This is a genomic window from Devosia ureilytica (assembly GCF_024273195.1).
GTDB classification, from domain to species: Bacteria; Pseudomonadota; Alphaproteobacteria; order Rhizobiales; family Devosiaceae; genus Devosia; species Devosia ureilytica.
The window spans coordinates 16,208-31,938 of sequence record NZ_JAMZCU010000007.1 but is presented as its reverse complement, the minus strand read 5'-3'; the positions used below and the strand labels follow the sequence as shown (position 1 = coordinate 31,938).

15 protein-coding genes are annotated in these 15,731 nt (G+C 62.6%); 6 read left to right on the top strand and 9 right to left on the bottom strand.

The genetic code is table 11. The features are described 5' to 3' along the window. The first annotated feature begins 77 nt into the window (after nt 1-77). Nucleotides 78-1,388, top strand: coding sequence for a hypothetical protein (locus NIM87_RS16435; protein ID WP_254675792.1), 1,311 nt, complete (start codon nt 78-80; stop codon nt 1,386-1,388). Here the strand turns inward: NIM87_RS16435 and NIM87_RS16430 are convergent. From NIM87_RS16430 to NIM87_RS16410, 5 genes are all read right to left on the bottom strand, one after another. Then, nucleotides 1,385-2,365, bottom strand: a complete 981-nt coding sequence (locus tag NIM87_RS16430; protein WP_254675791.1) for a DUF1624 domain-containing protein — start codon at nt 2,363-2,365, stop codon at nt 1,385-1,387. The two genes, NIM87_RS16435 and NIM87_RS16430, sit on opposite strands and share 4 nt — an antisense overlap. A 144-nt stretch (nt 2,366-2,509) precedes the next feature. Next, nucleotides 2,510-4,357, bottom strand: coding sequence for a DNA helicase RecQ (gene recQ / locus NIM87_RS16425; RefSeq protein ID WP_254675790.1), 1,848 nt, complete (start codon nt 4,355-4,357; stop codon nt 2,510-2,512). Between the two features lie 59 nt (nt 4,358-4,416). After that, nucleotides 4,417-5,268, bottom strand: a complete 852-nt coding sequence (locus tag NIM87_RS16420; RefSeq protein WP_254675789.1) for an SDR family oxidoreductase — start codon at nt 5,266-5,268, stop codon at nt 4,417-4,419. An 87-nt stretch (nt 5,269-5,355) separates the two neighbouring features. Further along, complete coding sequence (locus NIM87_RS16415; protein ID WP_254675788.1) at nt 5,356-5,673, bottom strand: plasmid stabilization protein; 318 nt, start codon at nt 5,671-5,673, stop codon at nt 5,356-5,358. Between the two features lie 184 nt (nt 5,674-5,857). Then, complete coding sequence (locus tag NIM87_RS16410) at nt 5,858-6,424, bottom strand: DNA-3-methyladenine glycosylase (protein ID WP_254675787.1); 567 nt, start codon at nt 6,422-6,424, stop codon at nt 5,858-5,860. Between the two features lie 149 nt (nt 6,425-6,573). On the opposite strand from NIM87_RS16410, the gene NIM87_RS16405 reads away from it, so the two are divergent. Then, entirely contained in the window at nt 6,574-7,497 is a 924-nt protein-coding gene (locus NIM87_RS16405; RefSeq protein WP_254675786.1) for a VOC family protein, read from the top strand. Between the two features lie 89 nt (nt 7,498-7,586). Further along, a complete protein-coding gene (locus NIM87_RS16400; RefSeq protein ID WP_254675785.1) occupies nt 7,587-8,132 on the top strand; it encodes a DUF924 family protein in 546 nt (181 codons plus the stop codon). Nucleotides 8,133-8,176: 44 nt separating this feature from the next. Here NIM87_RS16400 and NIM87_RS16395 read toward each other — a convergent pair whose 3' ends face one another. Continuing rightward, nucleotides 8,177-9,973 (bottom strand): ABC transporter ATP-binding protein, encoded by a 1,797-nt coding sequence (locus tag NIM87_RS16395; RefSeq protein WP_254675784.1) that lies wholly within the window; start codon nt 9,971-9,973, stop codon nt 8,177-8,179. 851 nt (nt 9,974-10,824) lie between these two features. Further along, the gene (locus tag NIM87_RS18625) at nt 10,825-10,953 is read right to left on the bottom strand and encodes a hypothetical protein (protein ID WP_269468123.1); all 129 of its coding nucleotides are present in this window, start codon (nt 10,951-10,953) and stop codon (nt 10,825-10,827) included. Nucleotides 10,954-11,111: 158 nt separating this feature from the next. Between NIM87_RS18625 and NIM87_RS16390 the strand changes: the two genes are divergently transcribed. Then, on the top strand, nt 11,112-12,359 hold the full coding sequence (locus NIM87_RS16390) for an aminopeptidase (RefSeq protein WP_254675783.1): 1,248 nt from the start codon (nt 11,112-11,114) through the stop codon (nt 12,357-12,359). A 103-nt stretch (nt 12,360-12,462) separates the two neighbouring features. Here NIM87_RS16390 and ppk2 read toward each other — a convergent pair whose 3' ends face one another. Continuing rightward, on the bottom strand, nt 12,463-13,317 hold the full coding sequence (gene ppk2 / locus NIM87_RS16385; protein WP_254675782.1) for a polyphosphate kinase 2: 855 nt from the start codon (nt 13,315-13,317) through the stop codon (nt 12,463-12,465). 132 nt (nt 13,318-13,449) lie between these two features. On the opposite strand from ppk2, the gene NIM87_RS16380 reads away from it, so the two are divergent. Together NIM87_RS16380 and NIM87_RS16375 are read left to right on the top strand one after the other, a co-directional pair. Then, entirely contained in the window at nt 13,450-14,694 is a 1,245-nt protein-coding gene (locus NIM87_RS16380; protein WP_254675781.1) for a sensor histidine kinase, read from the top strand. A 119-nt stretch (nt 14,695-14,813) separates the two neighbouring features. Then, on the top strand, nt 14,814-15,092 hold the full coding sequence (locus tag NIM87_RS16375; RefSeq protein WP_254675780.1) for a hypothetical protein: 279 nt from the start codon (nt 14,814-14,816) through the stop codon (nt 15,090-15,092). A gap of 59 nt (nt 15,093-15,151) precedes the next feature. Here NIM87_RS16375 and NIM87_RS16370 read toward each other — a convergent pair whose 3' ends face one another. Beyond that, a complete protein-coding gene (locus tag NIM87_RS16370) occupies nt 15,152-15,694 on the bottom strand; it encodes a GcrA family cell cycle regulator (protein WP_254675779.1) in 543 nt (180 codons plus the stop codon). Nucleotides 15,695-15,731: the final 37 nt, after the last annotated feature.

Below are 15,731 nucleotides of genomic sequence, written 5' to 3'. Positions count from 1 at the left end.
CTGCTCAACCCCACCCGTTTCGCTCATGTCCCATTCTGCCAAACCTGCTAGAAAGGCGCAAAACGGGAGTTCCGCCCATGCGCTTTGCCCTCGTCTGCGCCGCTGCCCTCTTTGTCTTCCCGGCCCATGCCGTCGATGTCCTGACCTTGGTCGGCAAGCTGGGCAGTCGCGACATCGTGGTAGAACTGACCCCGCCCGAGGCCGGCGCGGTGGCCGGTCGCTACACTTTCATGGATACAGGCGGTGATATTCCGCTGGTGGCCGTGTCTCACGATGCCAAGGGCTGGGTACTGCATGAAGAAGCCGAATGCGGCGAGGCCGATTGCACGCTCGATGACGCCGGCAAGGTCGTTGAGGCACCCACCGCCGCCGTCTGGACGCTCAGCTATGACCCGGACGCCTATGTCGCCGCGGGCACTCGCGCCGTGACCACTGGCAAGGCCAAGAGCCAGAAGCTCGAACTGATGGTCATGGCCTGGCGCGAACTGGGCCCGAGCGAAGAGACAACCGCCTTTGGCCTCCACGACCGTTCGGCCCAGTTCTCCTACATGCACGACTGGCCGCTCGACTGGAGCGGCGCCCCCTATGAGATGACCCTGCTCGACGTGCCGCTCGAGGAGGGTCCGGCCGAGGCCTTGGGCGATGCGACCTTCCGCATGGTCACCGACCCCCGCACCAAAGTCGCCTTCCCACGCGCCGTGGCGCTACCCGATGGCAGCCCGGTGGACCCGGCCAATGCCATCCTCGCCGACCGGCACTACCGGATGAACCTGGCCGCCATGGATTGCCTGGCGCTACGCTTTGCCAGCTATGGTATCGATAGCGAATGGGGCATGCGCGGCGGGTTTCTGGCCGACTACGACAATGAGACGGTGACCCTGTCCTACCTCTCGCCGCGTCTCGTCAGTTGGACCCAGTCCGGGAGCCTCTGGTGTACCGGCGCCCATCCCTACAATCACTTCGATAGCGACACTTACGACCTGAAAACTGGAAAGCCGCTCGACCTGCGGACCCTGTTCTCCGCCTGGGTGCCGCGCGAATATGGCGCCACGCCAGACCAGATCGCGGACACCGACCTCGCCCAGGAAAATCCCGATGCCTACCAATGGGGGCCGGACTTGGATCTCATCGCCTTTGTGCGGCAGCGCATGACAAGCGACATTTTAATGGGGGACGCCGAATTTGACGAGGCCTGCTACGGCGAACAGGCGATTGCCGAACATCTCGACATCCGCTTCGCCCCCGGCCCGTCAGCTGTGCTCACGGTCTCGGGCTACCCCCACGTCATGTCGGCTTGCACAACCGATCTGTTTACGGTGCCATTGGCCGAGATGGCACAGTTCCTGACGCCCGAAGCGCGGGATTATTTCCCGGAGATTGACCGCTAATCGGCGTTCAGCTCAGGATAGATCAGCGCCGAGCATTGCCGGTTATTGGCATCAAGCTTGGCCTGGTCCGCCGCTGAAACCAGGCCGGTGAACACGGGCTCCCACAGATCGTCCCGCTTCACCCCTTCCAGCCCGCACTGGCAATAGGTGGCGCAGAGCGCTGCCGTGGTGCCCCCATCCTCGCAGCTCATCTGGCACGAATTGAGAAAATCCAAGTCCCGGCTGGCTTCCTGCGTGCCCATGGCCATGGAAAGCGGCATGATGATCGCCAGCAGCAATGGCTGATGCACCAAATAGATGACGAGGCTCCACCGCCCCATCCAGCCCAGCCCCCGCGCACCGATACTGCGCGGTTGGATCGCGGCGATCCGCGCCTCCGCGACCGTCCCGCGGATCAGCCGCATCGCCACGACGCCCAGCAGCACCACGCCCAGCCAGGGAAACACCGGCACCAGATCATTGGTTGGCGGCGGCACCACCCAGAAGCCGATCCAGGAGAAGAGCTTTTCGTTGTAGAGCGGATCGGCAAACACGAAGGGCAGCCCAATGACCACAAGCGCCGCCAGCCCCGTCAGCCAGATCGGCGTGAACACAAAAGGCAGGGCGAGAAGGCTCGTGAGCGCAATGGCATGCAGCACGCCGAAATAGACAAGGCTGTCGGGAAAGGCGAACCAGGTCCCGAGCGTGATCAGCGCCGCCCCGCCCACCACCAGCAGCCATCGCCGCCAGAAGCTTTTCCAGCGCATCCCATCGCCATGCCCCAATACCAGCCCGACCCCGACCAGCACCATGAAGGCAAACAATATCGTCCGCGCAAACGCCACCCAGCCTGGATCAAAGCCCACATCGACAGGAATGAACCGGTAATAGGAGAGGTTCCAAGAGAGGTGATAGATCACCATGGCCACAATCGCGACGCCACGGGCGATGTCGATGACGGCGAGGCGGGGGCGTTTCATCAGCTCTGTATGTGCCACGGCATCCCCCTCATCCGGCGCTGCGCGCCACCTTCTCCCCGATGGGGAGAAGAATGAGCAGGCGAACCCCTCTTATTCCTCGCCCCATCGGGGAGAGGGTGGATCGGCCAAAGGCCGAGACGGGTGAGGGGGATGCCCGCAAAGTCACGGAACCACCTGCCTCACCACCGCCAGAAAATCCTCCCCATAGCGATCAAGCTTCCCCTGTCCGACGCCGGGCAGGTTGAGCATGTCATGGGGATGCTTGGGCTGGGCCAGCGCCATGGCGCGCAGGGTGGCATCGTGGAAAATCACATAGGGGGGCACGCCCTGCGCCTTGGCCAGCTGCGTGCGGACGTCGCGCAGCGCATCGAACAGCGGGCGGGCATGCTCGGGCACTTCCACCGATTTGCCGAGCGCGCGGCGCACCTCGACCGATTTCTTCGGGCGGTCCTTGCGCAGGGTGACGCTGCGCTCGCGCTTGAACACCTCATGAGCCGCAGCGCTCAGCGTCAGCGCGCCGTGATTGGCGTGGTCCACCACGATCAAACCCATGGCGGTCAACTGCCGCACCACCGATTGCCAGGCCCGCGCATCCAGTTCGCGGCCCTGCCCGAACACCTTTTGGTGTTGATGACCGAAACGGGTGACCTTTTCGGTCTCCTTGCCCAGCAGCACATCGATGATATGGGCGGCGCCAAAGCGCATGCCGGTGCGGTAGATCGCAGCCAGCGCCTTGATGGCGGCCTCGGTGCCGTCCCAGCTTTCCACCGGCGAGCGGCAGGTGTCGCAATTGCCACAACCGCCGGGATGCGCCTCGCCGAAATGGCTCAATATGGCCTGCCGACGGCACGACGCCGTCTCGCAAACCCCCAGCAGCGCATTGAGCTTGCCGTGCTCCAGCCGCTTGACCTCGTCGGGGGCATTGCCCTCGTCGATCATGCGGCGGCGCTGCACCACATCGGCCATGCCATAGCTCATCCAGGCGTCGGCGGGCTGGCCATCGCGCCCGGCGCGCCCGGTTTCCTGGTAGTAGGCCTCGATCGAGGCGGGCAGGTCCATATGCGCCACATAGCGCACATCGGGCTTGTCGATGCCCATGCCAAAGGCCACCGTGGCCACCATGCAGATGTTTTCCTCCTTGAGGAACGCATCCTGATTGGCGCTGCGGCGCTCGGCGCTGAGGCCCGCGTGATAGGGCAGGGCGGGGATGCCCTTGCCAGAAAGCCACTCGGCCACATCCTCGACCTTGGCCCGGCTGAGGCAATAGACAATGCCCGAGCTGCCTTTGTGCGCGGCGAGAAACGCCAGCAATTGCTCGCGTGCCTTGTCCCGCTCAACGATGGAATAGGAGATATTGGGCCGGTCAAAGCTGGTGGTGAACACCTGCGCCTGTTCCAGCCCCAACCGCTCGATAATGTCTTCGCGGGTGGTCGGGTCGGCCGTGGCCGTCAGCGCGATGCGCGGCACGCCGGGGAACAATTCCACGAGGTGTATCAGCTCGCGATATTCAGGCCGGAAATCATGGCCCCATTGGCTCACGCAATGGGCTTCATCGATGGCAAACAGCGCAATGTCTATGCCCGAAAGCATATTGGCAAAGCCCGGCGTCGCCACCCGTTCGGGCGCCACATAGAGCAGGTCGAGTTCGCCATTTCGCAACTTTCTGCGAACATCGGCGCTCTCTTCGGCGGTGAGCGAGGAATTGAGCGCAGCGGCCGCGACGCCCGCTTGCTTGAGCGCCTCCACCTGGTCACGCATCAGCGCAATCAGCGGCGAAATGACAATGCCGACGCCCGATCGGCAGATGGCGGGGATTTGGTAGCACATGGATTTGCCGGCCCCGGTCGGGAACAGCACCACGGCGTCGCCACCCTCGGCGACATGGTCGATCACATCGGCCTGTTGGCCGCGAAACGCCTTGTGCCCGAAAATGTCGCGCAGCACCGCAAGCGGGGTGGGCCGCTCGTGGCGATGGGGCGAGAACAGATCGATAGACTCAATGGCTTCCACCCGCCCTATGAATCACGGGGCGGGAGGGGAGGCAACCGGCGAGAGCTGGATTTGAGGTCCTACCCCCCGATGATCTCGCCACCATTGGGATGCAGCACCTGCCCTGTCATGTAGGAGCTTTCATCGCAGGCCAGGAACAAGTGACTTGTCGCCACCTCATTGGGTTGACCGGGGCGCTTGAGAGGCTGGGTCGCTCCAAATTCGGCCACCTTGTCGGCCGGAAAACTCGCCGGGATCAACGGCGTCCAGATCGGCCCCGGCGCCACGCCATTGACGCGAATTCCCTTCTCCGCCAATTGCCCGGAAAGCGAGCGGGTGAAAGCGACGATGGCGCCCTTGGTCGAGGCATAGTCCACCAAAGTCGGCGAGCCGCGATAAGCCGTGACCGAGGTGGTATTGACGATTGACGCGCCCTCTTTGAGGTGCGGAAGGGCAGCCTGGGTCAGATACATATAGCCAAAGAAATTGGTCTCGAAGGTTTGCCGCAACTGTTCTTCGGTAATGTCGGTGAGCTCGGTCTGCATGTGCTGCTCGGCCGCATTGTTCACCAGCACGTCCAGTTGACCAAACTGCTCGATGACCTGACCGATGACGGTGTCGCAAAAGGTCTTGTCGCCCACGTCCCCGCGGAGCAGCAGCGCCTCCTTGCCCTCGGCTTTGACGGCCTCGGCGGTGATGACCGCATCCTCGGTTTCCTCGAGGTAGACCAGCGCCACCTCCGCGCCTTCGCGGGCAAACAGCACTGCGCAGGCTCGGCCAATGCCGCTGTCACCACCGGTGATGATTGCGACCTTGCCCTTGAGCCGCCCATTGCCTGGGAACTTGGGCATATAATCGGGCTTGGGATGCATTTCCGTTTCCCGCCCTGGCTGATGGTCCTGCGTCTGGGGTGGATTCATCTGTTCTGGCATGGCTTGTCTCTTTCATTCGCGTTGAGCCCAGTGCCCCACCCTTGATTGCTCCCGACAAGGGGGAGGGATGGAGGGTCGGGTGGCTCTTTAGTGATGCGGACGCTGCTCTTCGTTGCGTTTGCGGGTCTCTGCGGCTTTCTTGGCAGATGCGGAGCGATCCGATGCTGGCCGGCTGGCGGAAGCCTCGCCGCCCTTTTTGCCGCCCTTGTGGGCTGCCGGGTGATCAGTGTGCTTGCCGCGACCGGAACCCGATTTCTTGCCTCCGCCGTCGTCCTTGTTGACCGTAGCCCAGGCCCGGCGCTCAGCCTCATCCTGGCTCACGCCCTTTTTCTCGTAGCCTTGCTCGATGTGTTCGGCCTTGCGCTTCTGCTTGTCGGTATAGGCGCTCTTGTCACCTTGGGGCATGGGATCTCTCCTGCTCGAAACACGAGGCGCGGCGCGGGTGAGACAAAGGCCTGGGTCAGGTTGAATGACTGATGCGGGAAACCGGAAAAACCGCACCAAAAGCCCTATATCACCACGTCCGGTTGACGCGCGCCGGCCAGATCGGGGTAACGGCGATCATGCGATCGAGTTGCCTTGCTGCCGATCACAAGTCGGGCTGGGCCACGCGCATGGGCCTGCTGAGAAATGGCGAACCGCTCTTTACGAACCGCCACGGCGTGTCGGCGCCCTTGGTGATGCCGATGCGCGGGCCGATGGCAATCTCATGATCGGCATCGGCGGGGTGCAGCGCAAAGGGCGCCGCGTCGAGCGCCAGCCCATTTTGCCGGAGGTCCACGCCCAGCGCCTCGGCCAGCTTGCCGGGTCCCGAGCACAATTGCTTTAGCCCAACCCCGCCTCGCCGCTCCGCCATGGCATCGAGTCCCTCAAGCGGCTCGAGCGCCCGGATCAGAACGGCGCTGCCGCGCTGGCAGACGAAATTGAGGCAATAATGGATGCCATAGATCTTGTAGACATAGGCATGGCCCGGCGGTCCGAACATCACCTCATTGCGCGGCGTCGGCCCGCGAAAACTGTGCGATGCGGGATCGTTCTGATCATAGGCTTCCACCTCGACAATGGTCCCGCCGACCCCCTCGTGCAGTAGCCTCGCCCCGATGAGATCGCGGGCAATGTCAATGACGGGTCGGTTGAAGAAGCTGCGCGGAATCATGGCGCCACGCTAACGTCGGAGCAGCGCGCGTGCCAGTGCGCCATTGGATGCTCCGCGCCGAACAATGCCTTCGCAATGCCTCCCTTTGTCCAAACAGGCATTGGGTCTACATCTGGAGCCGACACGCTCGTTCCCATTTTGAGGTCGAAATGATCGACACATCCGTCCAGACCAATGTTCGGTCCAAGCCCATCCTGCCCCTCGCCACCACGCTTGGTCCCGTCCACATCGCCGTCACCGATCGCGCCAGGGCTCTTGCCATCTGGCAGGACGTTGTCGGCCTCGACATTATCCAGGAGCGCGGCAATGCGCTCCATTTGGGCGCTGGCGGCAAGGTGCTGATCGTGCTCGAAACCGGCGCCACCGCCCCGGTCGTGCCGCGCAGCATCGGGCTTTATCACGTCGCCATTCATGTGCCGCAGCGCGTCGACCTGGCGCAGATGGCCGTCCGCGCGCTTCAGCGCAATGTGCGGATCTCGCCCACCGATCATCTGGTCTCCGAGGCGATCTATCTCTGGGATCTCGACGGCAATGGCATTGAGATCACTTTTGAAACCCCCGAGCGCGGTACGCTAGGCGATCCCGACAAGGGCCAGACTTATGCCGTCACAGCCGAGGGAGCGCCCCATTCGGGCCGCGAACCCATCGATCTCGACGGCTTGCTGGGGGAACTTGGCCCTGACCCGGTTCTCGCCCAGCGCATGCCTTCGGGCACCCGCATCGGCCACGTCCATGTGCATGTCAACGACCTGCATACCGCCATGGACTTTTATCGCGACACCATCGGCTTTGCCGGCTTCCTCTTGATCAAGTCCTTCGGCATGGGCGATGTCGGGCTCGACTACATGCCCCATACGCTGGCCTTCAACATCTGGTCCGGCCCCAATGCGACCCTGCCGCCTGCCGGTACCGCCGGTCTTCGCTGGTTCACCATTCGTCTCCCCGATGCGCAAAGCCTTGCGGCCCTCAAAGCCCGCCTCGAACAAGCCGGCGCCCCGCTCGAGGTGGTCGGCAACGACCTTGAAACCCGTGATCCCTCCGGCAATCGTATCCGGCTCGAACTGGCAGCATGATCCGGGGCCACGCGGGGTTGACCCGGGGGCTCTCCACTTGCGATCCATGCAGTGAGTGAGCCCTCCAACCCCAACCATCGGAGCCAGGCATGCAATCGTACAAAGACGTCATCCAATTCTGGTTTGTGGACCACGGCCAGGATGACTGGTTCGGAGGCAAGCCCGAATTCGATGCGGCTCTGGCCGAACGCTTTGCCGATCTCCACCCCAAGGTGGCGCGCGGCGAGGCCTGGGCTTGGCGCGAGGAACCCGAGGGCCGGCTGGCCGAGATCATCGTGCTCGATCAGTTCTCCCGCCAATTGCATCGCGGCAGCCCCGTCGCCTTCGCGCAGGACAAAATGGCCATCGTTCTGGCGCAGGAAGCGATCGCCGGTGGCCACGACATGGCGGTAGACCGGCAATGGGTCCTGTTCTTCTACATGCCCTTCATGCATGCCGAATCCCTGGTCATCCAGAACGAGGGCGTGCGCCTGTTCGAGGCCATGGACAATGAATACCTGCTAAAATTCATGGTCGATCACCGCGATACTATTGCCCGCTTCGGCCGCTTTCCCTTCCGCAACAAGGCGCTGGGGCGCCAGAGTACGCCCGAGGAGCTCGCCTATATGCAAGAGCAGGGCGACCGGGTTTTCTGAATCCGCCACCCGTAAAAAGGGGCGCCGAAGCGCCCCCCGTTTGCTTATGCCACCAGCCCCTTGGTCAGCTCCAGCGCCTGGCGTTCGAAGAGGCGCCGGTAGATGCCGCCACTGAGCCGGATCAAGGCGGCATGGTCGCCTTCTTCGACGATCCGTCCCTTGTCGAACACCAGCAGCCGATCGAGCGCCCGCACGGTTGAGAGGCGATGCGCGATCACCAGCGTCGTACGGCCCTGCATGAGCCGCTCCATGGCCTGCTGGATCATCACCTCGCTTTCGCTATCTAGGCTCGATGTCGCCTCGTCGAGAATGAGGATCGGCGCATCGGCGAGGAAGGCCCGGGCAATGGCCACACGCTGGCGTTCACCCCCCGAAAGCTTCACCCCGCGCTCGCCCACCATGGTCTCATATTGCTTGGGCAGGCTCATGATGAACTCATGGGCATTGGCCTGTTCCGCCGCTTCCATGATCTGCGCGCGGCTGGCGTCGGGCCGGCCATAGGCAATGTTCTCCGCCAGTGTGCGATGAAACAGGATCGGCTCCTGCTGCACGATGGCGATCTGGTTGCGCAGCGAGGCCTGCTGGTGCTCGGCAATATTCTGCCCATCAATCGTGATGGCGCCGTCTTTGACGTCGTAAAGCCGCTGGATCAGCTTGACGAATGTCGTCTTGCCCGAGCCCGAATGGCCCACCAAACCGACCCGTTCACCTGGCTTGATCTCGACTGAAAAGTCGCGATAGAGCGGCGTCGGATGCGCCCCATATTGGAAGGTGACGTTCTCGAAACGGATGCCGCCCGCACCAATGGCAATGGGTGTGGCGCCAGGCCTGTCGTCAATTCCCAGCGGCATTGACGTCAGTGCCACCAGCTCTTCCATGTCATTGACCGAACGCTGAAGGTTGCGAATGTGCATGCCCACGTCGCGCAGATAGCCCTGCAACACGAAGAACATGGCTAGCACGAAGGTGATGTCGCCCGGGCTCGCCAATCCCCGCGTCCACATGAACAGGCCCGTGCCCAGGATGCCGGCCTGCATCGAGACCATCATGAAGCCCTGGATCGTGCCGTTGAGCGTGCCGCGCTTCCACGTCCGGCGCGTCCGGCTGTCCCATTTCGAAAGCACATGGCGCATCCGGCCTTCTTCGCGCGCCTCGGCGCCAAAGGCCTTGACCACGCTGTTGCAGCTCACCGCGTCGGCCAGCGCCCCGCCAAGCCGTGTGTCCCAGGCATTGGCCAGGCTCGCTGCTGGGGCGACATAGCCCATGGACATGGCAATGGTGACGCCGATGTAGATCAGCGAACCAATGGCAACGATTAGCCCCATCACCGGCCAGAACGAGCCAAGGAGGATCGAGGCCCCGGCCAGCATCACGACCGATGGCAGTAGCGCCACCAGAAGGATGTCATTGAGCGCATCGAGCGCCCACATGCCGCGCGTCACCTTGCGTACGGTCGAACCGGCAAAGCTGTTGGCGTGCCAGTCCGTTGAAAAGCGCTGCACACGGTGGAAACCGTCATTGACGATGTCGGCCATCATCTTGAGCGTCAGCTTGATGATGCGGTGGAAGATGAAAAAGCGCAGCACGACGCTGGTCAGCCCCAGGCCAACCACCACGGCAAAGGCCCTCAGGGCGTCGCTGGTTGCCGAATTGTCATTGCCGGCAATGGCATCGACAATGCGGCCGGAAAACAGTGGCACCATCACTTCGGCCAAGGTCGAGGCGATCACCAGGCCACAGATCATGACAATGCGAACCGGCTGGCGGCGCCAATGGGCAAAGGTGAAGCCGAGCACATTGCGGAAGGCGTCGGCGGGAAACAGGCGCTTCTTGCGACTCATTTTTGCGTCCGGCGCCGTTCTCCGGCCACCGGTTCCTTAAAAGGAGAAAAGAAAGACGCAGCGGAGCCGAAATCAGGCGACCTGAAGCGGTCGGCTTTGCTGCTGGGGAATACGGAAAAAACCGCGTGCGATCAGGCCAAAAAGGCGGACCGCGGGGAGCAAGGACCTAAGGTCGGCGCTTGCCCGCTGGGGGAGAATACATAAATGCTGTCATGCAACGCCTCCCCTGAATTTGAAATTGAAGCGGCGAACGATTTGTAACCAAACCGTTCGGTCTTGCCAATGGCGCAAACGTGAAGAGGGGGCCGTGTGATGCAAATCGGCCACGGAGACGTGCAGGTGTGTGCCGCCGGCGCTTCGCGTCGGCGGCACGCTAGCTGGGGCTATCCACTTGGAAAATCACCTTAACAGCCAAGGTATCCTCGCCTCCAAATCCGTCCCGCATACTGCGTCTCATCTCTCCTGTGAAAGGGCGGACTGCAGCGAACGGTTGCGGGAGGGAAAGCCGGGCGTGGGGCAGTCGCGTGCCGCCACGGTCTGGCGCGGCGGTGGATGAGAGTTCGGTTTCTGTCGACGCAAGTCGACAGTGACAGCGCGTGCCACTGGGCGGGTGTATCGGACAGTTCGCCAGGGTCCACCCTAACGCGAAACTTCGATCCGTCCCGCCGGGCAAATCTCTCCGGTGGAGAGGAGGCGAGAAGGCCATCAGCGCTACGCGCGAATGGCTAGCGTCCCGAGACGGTCTTCGTTTCGTTCCTACTCTATGCTTTGGGACGAAGATCGTCTCGGGACCCCGTTCTATCCATTTCACCGGAGGCCGTGTGGCCGTCCGGCGCAGGGTCGCGGCTCAATCAATCCATGGGCCGGGCGCCCGGCGCCACCATGCCGCGGGTCTGGAGCTGTGCATAGGCCAGCGCAAAGGAGAAGGCGCCGAACATGGCGAAGACGGCGGTAAGCATGACAATATTGCTCATGGGCATTGGAAAACCTCCTGGTCGAGCCCTCATTTTGCATCCGGTGCCCGGCCCGGCTTTGATCAGGGTCAAGCAATTTTGCGATTTGGCCGGGGGTGGCGTGCCAGCAAACTCGGCGCTAGGCTCCGCCCAATCGATTCAAGAGCAAGAAGGCTTTTTGCCCAATGAGCAATTCCCCCATAGATCCGGTCAAACTCGACAAGCTCGGCGAAGTCGCCATCAAGGTCGGGCTGCAGTTGGCCGAGGGCCAGGACCTGATCATCACCGCCCCGATGACCGCTGCCCCATTGGTGCGCCGCATCACCGAGCACGCCTATAGGGCCGGCGCGGGTCTGGTCACCACGATCTATTCGGATGAAGAGGCCACCCTTTCGCGCTTCCGCCATGCCAAGGATGCCAGCTTTGATCGCGCCGCCGGCTGGCTCTATGCGGGCATGGCCGAAGCCTACAGGAACAATGCTGCGCGCCTCGCCATTTCGGGCGACAACCCGATGATGCTGGCCAGCGAAGATCCCGACAAGGTTTCGCGCGCCAATCGCGCCAATTCCGCCGCCTATCGCCCGGCGCTGGAATTGATCACCGGCTTCGACATCAACTGGAACATTGTCTCCTATCCCACACCCAATTGGGCCAAGCTGGTCTTCCCCAATGATCCCGAGGATGTCGCGGTGGCGAAGCTGGCCGATGCCATTTTCAAGGCATCGCGCGTCGATCAGCCCGATCCCATCGCCGCCTGGAAAGAGCACAATGCCAATCTCAAGGCGCGCTGGACCTGGCTCAACGGCAAGAATTTCGCCTCGCTCAAATACAAGGGGCCGGGTACCGACCTTTCCGTCGGCCTGGCCGATGGCCATCGCTGGAAGGGCGGCGCGTCCGAGGCCAAGAATGGGGTCACCTGCAACCCCAATATCCCCACCGAGGAAGTCTTCACTACGCCCCATCGTCTGCGCGTTGAAGGCACCGTGGCCGCCACCAAGCCGCTGTCGCACAATGGCACGCTGATCGAGAACATCCAGGCCCGCTTTGAAGAAGGCCGGCTGGTCGAGCTCAAGGCCACCAAGGGCGAGAACGTCTTCAACAAGGTGCTCGACACCGATGAGGGCGCCCGGCGTCTGGGCGAAGTGGCGCTGGTGCCCCATTCCTCGCCCATCTCGGCCTCGGGCATTCTCTTCTACAACACGCTCTACGACGAAAACGCCAGCTGCCACATCGCCATGGGCCAGTGCTATGCCGACTGTTTCGAAGGCGGCAAGACCCTGACCCCCGACCAGATCTTCGCCCAGGGCGGCAACAAGAGCCTCATCCACATCGATTGGATGATCGGTTCGGACCAGGTCGATATCGACGGCATCCACGCAGATGGCTCCAGCGAACCCGTCATGCGCAAGGGCGAATGGGCGTTCAGCGTTTAACGCTCACCTGATGGCACTCCACCCTCTTTCCCTCCCCCTTGTGGGGAGGGAAACGTAGCTGGCCGCAGGCCGCAGCGCAGCTCGGGTGGGGTTGTCGGGCCCTTCACTCCCCCTCCAACGCCAAGAATTCCTCGGCACTCAACACGATTTTCCTGTCGATCTTGCCGATTTCGTCCTCGTTCTTGCCCTCATAGTCGAGACCATGCAGCACGGTGCGGATGGCATTCAGGCGCAAGCGGTTCTTGTCATTGGCGCGAATGACGGTCCAGGGCGCATGCTTGCAATCGGTGCGCTTGAGCATCCGGTCCCGCGCTACCGAATATTCCTCCCACAGCTCAAGTGCCTTCATATCGACCGGTGACAGCTTCCAGGTTTTGAGCGGGTCATGTCGACGGTCGTGGAAACGCTTCAACTGCATTTCCCGGCCGATTGAAAGCCAGAGCTTGAAGACTTTGATGCCGTCATTGGTGAGGCGCTTTTCGAACTCGGGCGCTTCCTCGAGGAAATGCTCGGTCTGCTCGGGAGTACAGAACCCCATGACCGGCTCGACCACCGCACGGTTATACCAGGAGCGGTCGAACAGCATCATCTCGCCGGCCGCCGGCAGCCAGTCGACATAGCGCTGGAAATACCATTGCGTGCGTTCCCGATCATTGGGCTTGGGCAGGGCGACGATGGAGGTGTAGCGCGCGTTGAGATTTTCCCGGAACCGCTCGATGGTTCCGCCCTTGCCGGCAGCGTCACGCCCCTCAAACAGGATTACCGTCCGGGTGCCCGCCTTGGACATATGCGCCTGGTGCAGCACCAACTGCTTTTGCAGCGCATACATGGCCGTGTCATACTCGTCATCGTCGAGCTTGTCTTCGTATGGATAATTGCCCGACCCTAGCGCTGCCTTCTTGATGGACTTGGGCAGTTCAGGATCGTTGATGTCAAAGCCGTCGATGGGGTCGGTCACGCTGTCTCTCCACTGTCACACAGAGCGTGCTATGAACCTGCCTCCCGCGCAAGTGGCGGGGCCAGAGCATTGATTCGACCTCCGAATATGGACCACGCCCCGCCCCAGCGACTGACGAGCAGGCCAGCCACCATGCTGTCGCGCCTTGCCGGACAGGCGCCCTTGCTGCTGGGATTGGCCGGCTTGATAGCCGGTTTTGTCGCCATTGGCGGTCTGCGGATCGATGTGGCGCTTCTGGGCTATCTGGTGCTGGTCGGTTTTGTGGCCTTGCTGCCCCAACCCGTGGTGACCCTGACCCGCACCGTCGAAGTGCAGCCGGTCGCTTCTGTCGCCCCGGCCGGCGACGACATGCTCCCCGCTTTTGTCGAGGCCCTGGGCGATCCCTGCCTGGTGCTCGACAGCCGAGCCGAGGTCCTTCATCGCAATGGCGCCGCCGCGCGGCAATATCCGAGCCTTCAGCCGGGCCGGGTGCTGACCCTGGTCATGCGCAATCCCGATATGGTCGCTTCCATTGAAGCGTCCCTCCGCACCGGCGAGGCGCGCAGCTTTGAACTGCACGAGACCCTGCCGTCCGAAACCTGGGACCGCATCGTCGTCGCGCCGCTCCGTCGCCCCGACCGCGACTGGTTTGCCGATGAAAACCGGCAATTGCTGGTGACCTTCCAGAGCCTGACCGAACTCAAGCGTGTGGATGCTCTGCGCACCGATTTCATTGCCAATGCCAGCCATGAATTGCGCACGCCGCTCGCCTCGCTGGTGGGGTTCATCGATACCTTGCTCGGCCCCGCCGCCCGCGACGCAGAGGCGCGCGAAAAGTTTCTCGGCATCATGCGGACCCAGGCCGATCGGATGAGCCGCCTGATCGATGATCTGCTCAGCCTCTCGCGCATCGAGATGCACCAGCATGTCCGCCCCACTGGCTCTGTCGATCTCAGTGCCCTGCTGCGCGAAGTGCGCGAGGGCCTGCAGACCCAGGCCAAGGCCGCCGATATCCAGGTGGTACTGACCATGCCACAAGCGCCGGTGACCGTGACTGGTGACCGTGGGCAGCTCTATGAGGTGTTCGAAAATCTCATCGACAATGCGATCAAATATGGCGCCGACGGCAAGAGTGTCGAGGTGACATTGGTTCAGGTTGATCGCTCGGGCCTGAGGCACATGGTCAGCGTCGTCGATCATGGCCCCGGCGTCGAGCCCGAACACGTGCCGCGCATGACCGAGCGCTTTTATCGCATAGATGCCGAGGTCAGCCGCAAGAAGAAGGGCACCGGTCTCGGGCTTGCCATCGTCAAGCACATCATCCAGCGCCATCGCGGCCAGATGAGTATCAAGTCCAAGCCCGGCGAGGGCCTGCGCGTCGAAGTGCTGCTACCCTGATATCGCCCGCGGCGCGACATTGCGCTCAATCGAGGTAACCAGACCTTAAGCCAAACCCCTTCCGATTGTGGACGTTTTGCCGCTCCTTTCGCACAATCAGGCTGCACAGGAGCGCCTGCATGAAGACCATCTGGCCCGCCGCGACACTTGCCATTGTGATCACCAGCTACTTTGCCTGGAGCAGCTACTCGACCCCGCCTGTCCAGGAGGATCGTCTCGAAGACTGTCACCGCATGGCCGGCGAGTTCCAGGCCATTCATGCCAGCGGCGGCACAATATCGTCGGAAATGCTGGGCGATGCCCGCGGCTGTGCGATCGCCTTTGGGCGCGACTGGGCATCGCAAGGGGGCGAGCGCGCCGCCCAGTTGCGCGCCGAAGGCGCCCAGCGCATTCAGTAGATGGCGCAACAAAAAGGGCGCCCGGAGGCGCCCATTTTGGGTCATCAGGATGAAGGCGCTTAGCGGCGCTTGCGATCCATCTGGTGATAGGCCCGACGCGAATGAAAGTCGCAATAGGGACCGGTCTCGAGACTATGCTGTCCGCAGAAGTAGAAGTCCTTGCTCAGCGGATCGCCAATCGGCCACTTGCAGGTGTGTTCATTGAGCTGCAGCAGGTTGAGCCGCTTGTCCTCGGGGATGAACAGTTCGGCAGCGGCGGGCGCCACGTAAAGCTGTGCGTCCATCTCAGGGGTGACAGCCAGGGCCGTCGCACCCATCACCTGGGGCCGGGACATGGAAATCCGCGGCTTGGCGCTCATCTGGCTCACGCTCGACGAGGCGCTCGCAACCCGGCGTGGCGCCGAGGGACGAGCTGCGGCAGGACGAGCGCGCGGCGCAGTGTTGGTGGGCTTGGCACGGGCCGACAGCTTCAGGCGATGCACCTTGCCGATCACGGCATTGCGCGTCACCCCGTCGCCAAGTTCAGCCGCAATCTGGCTGGCACTGAGCCCTTCCATCCAAAGCTTCTTCAAAAGTTCGACGCGCTCGTCAGTCCAGCCCATCGATTGCGCTCCTGAAACCATCGACAAAACAGAATCC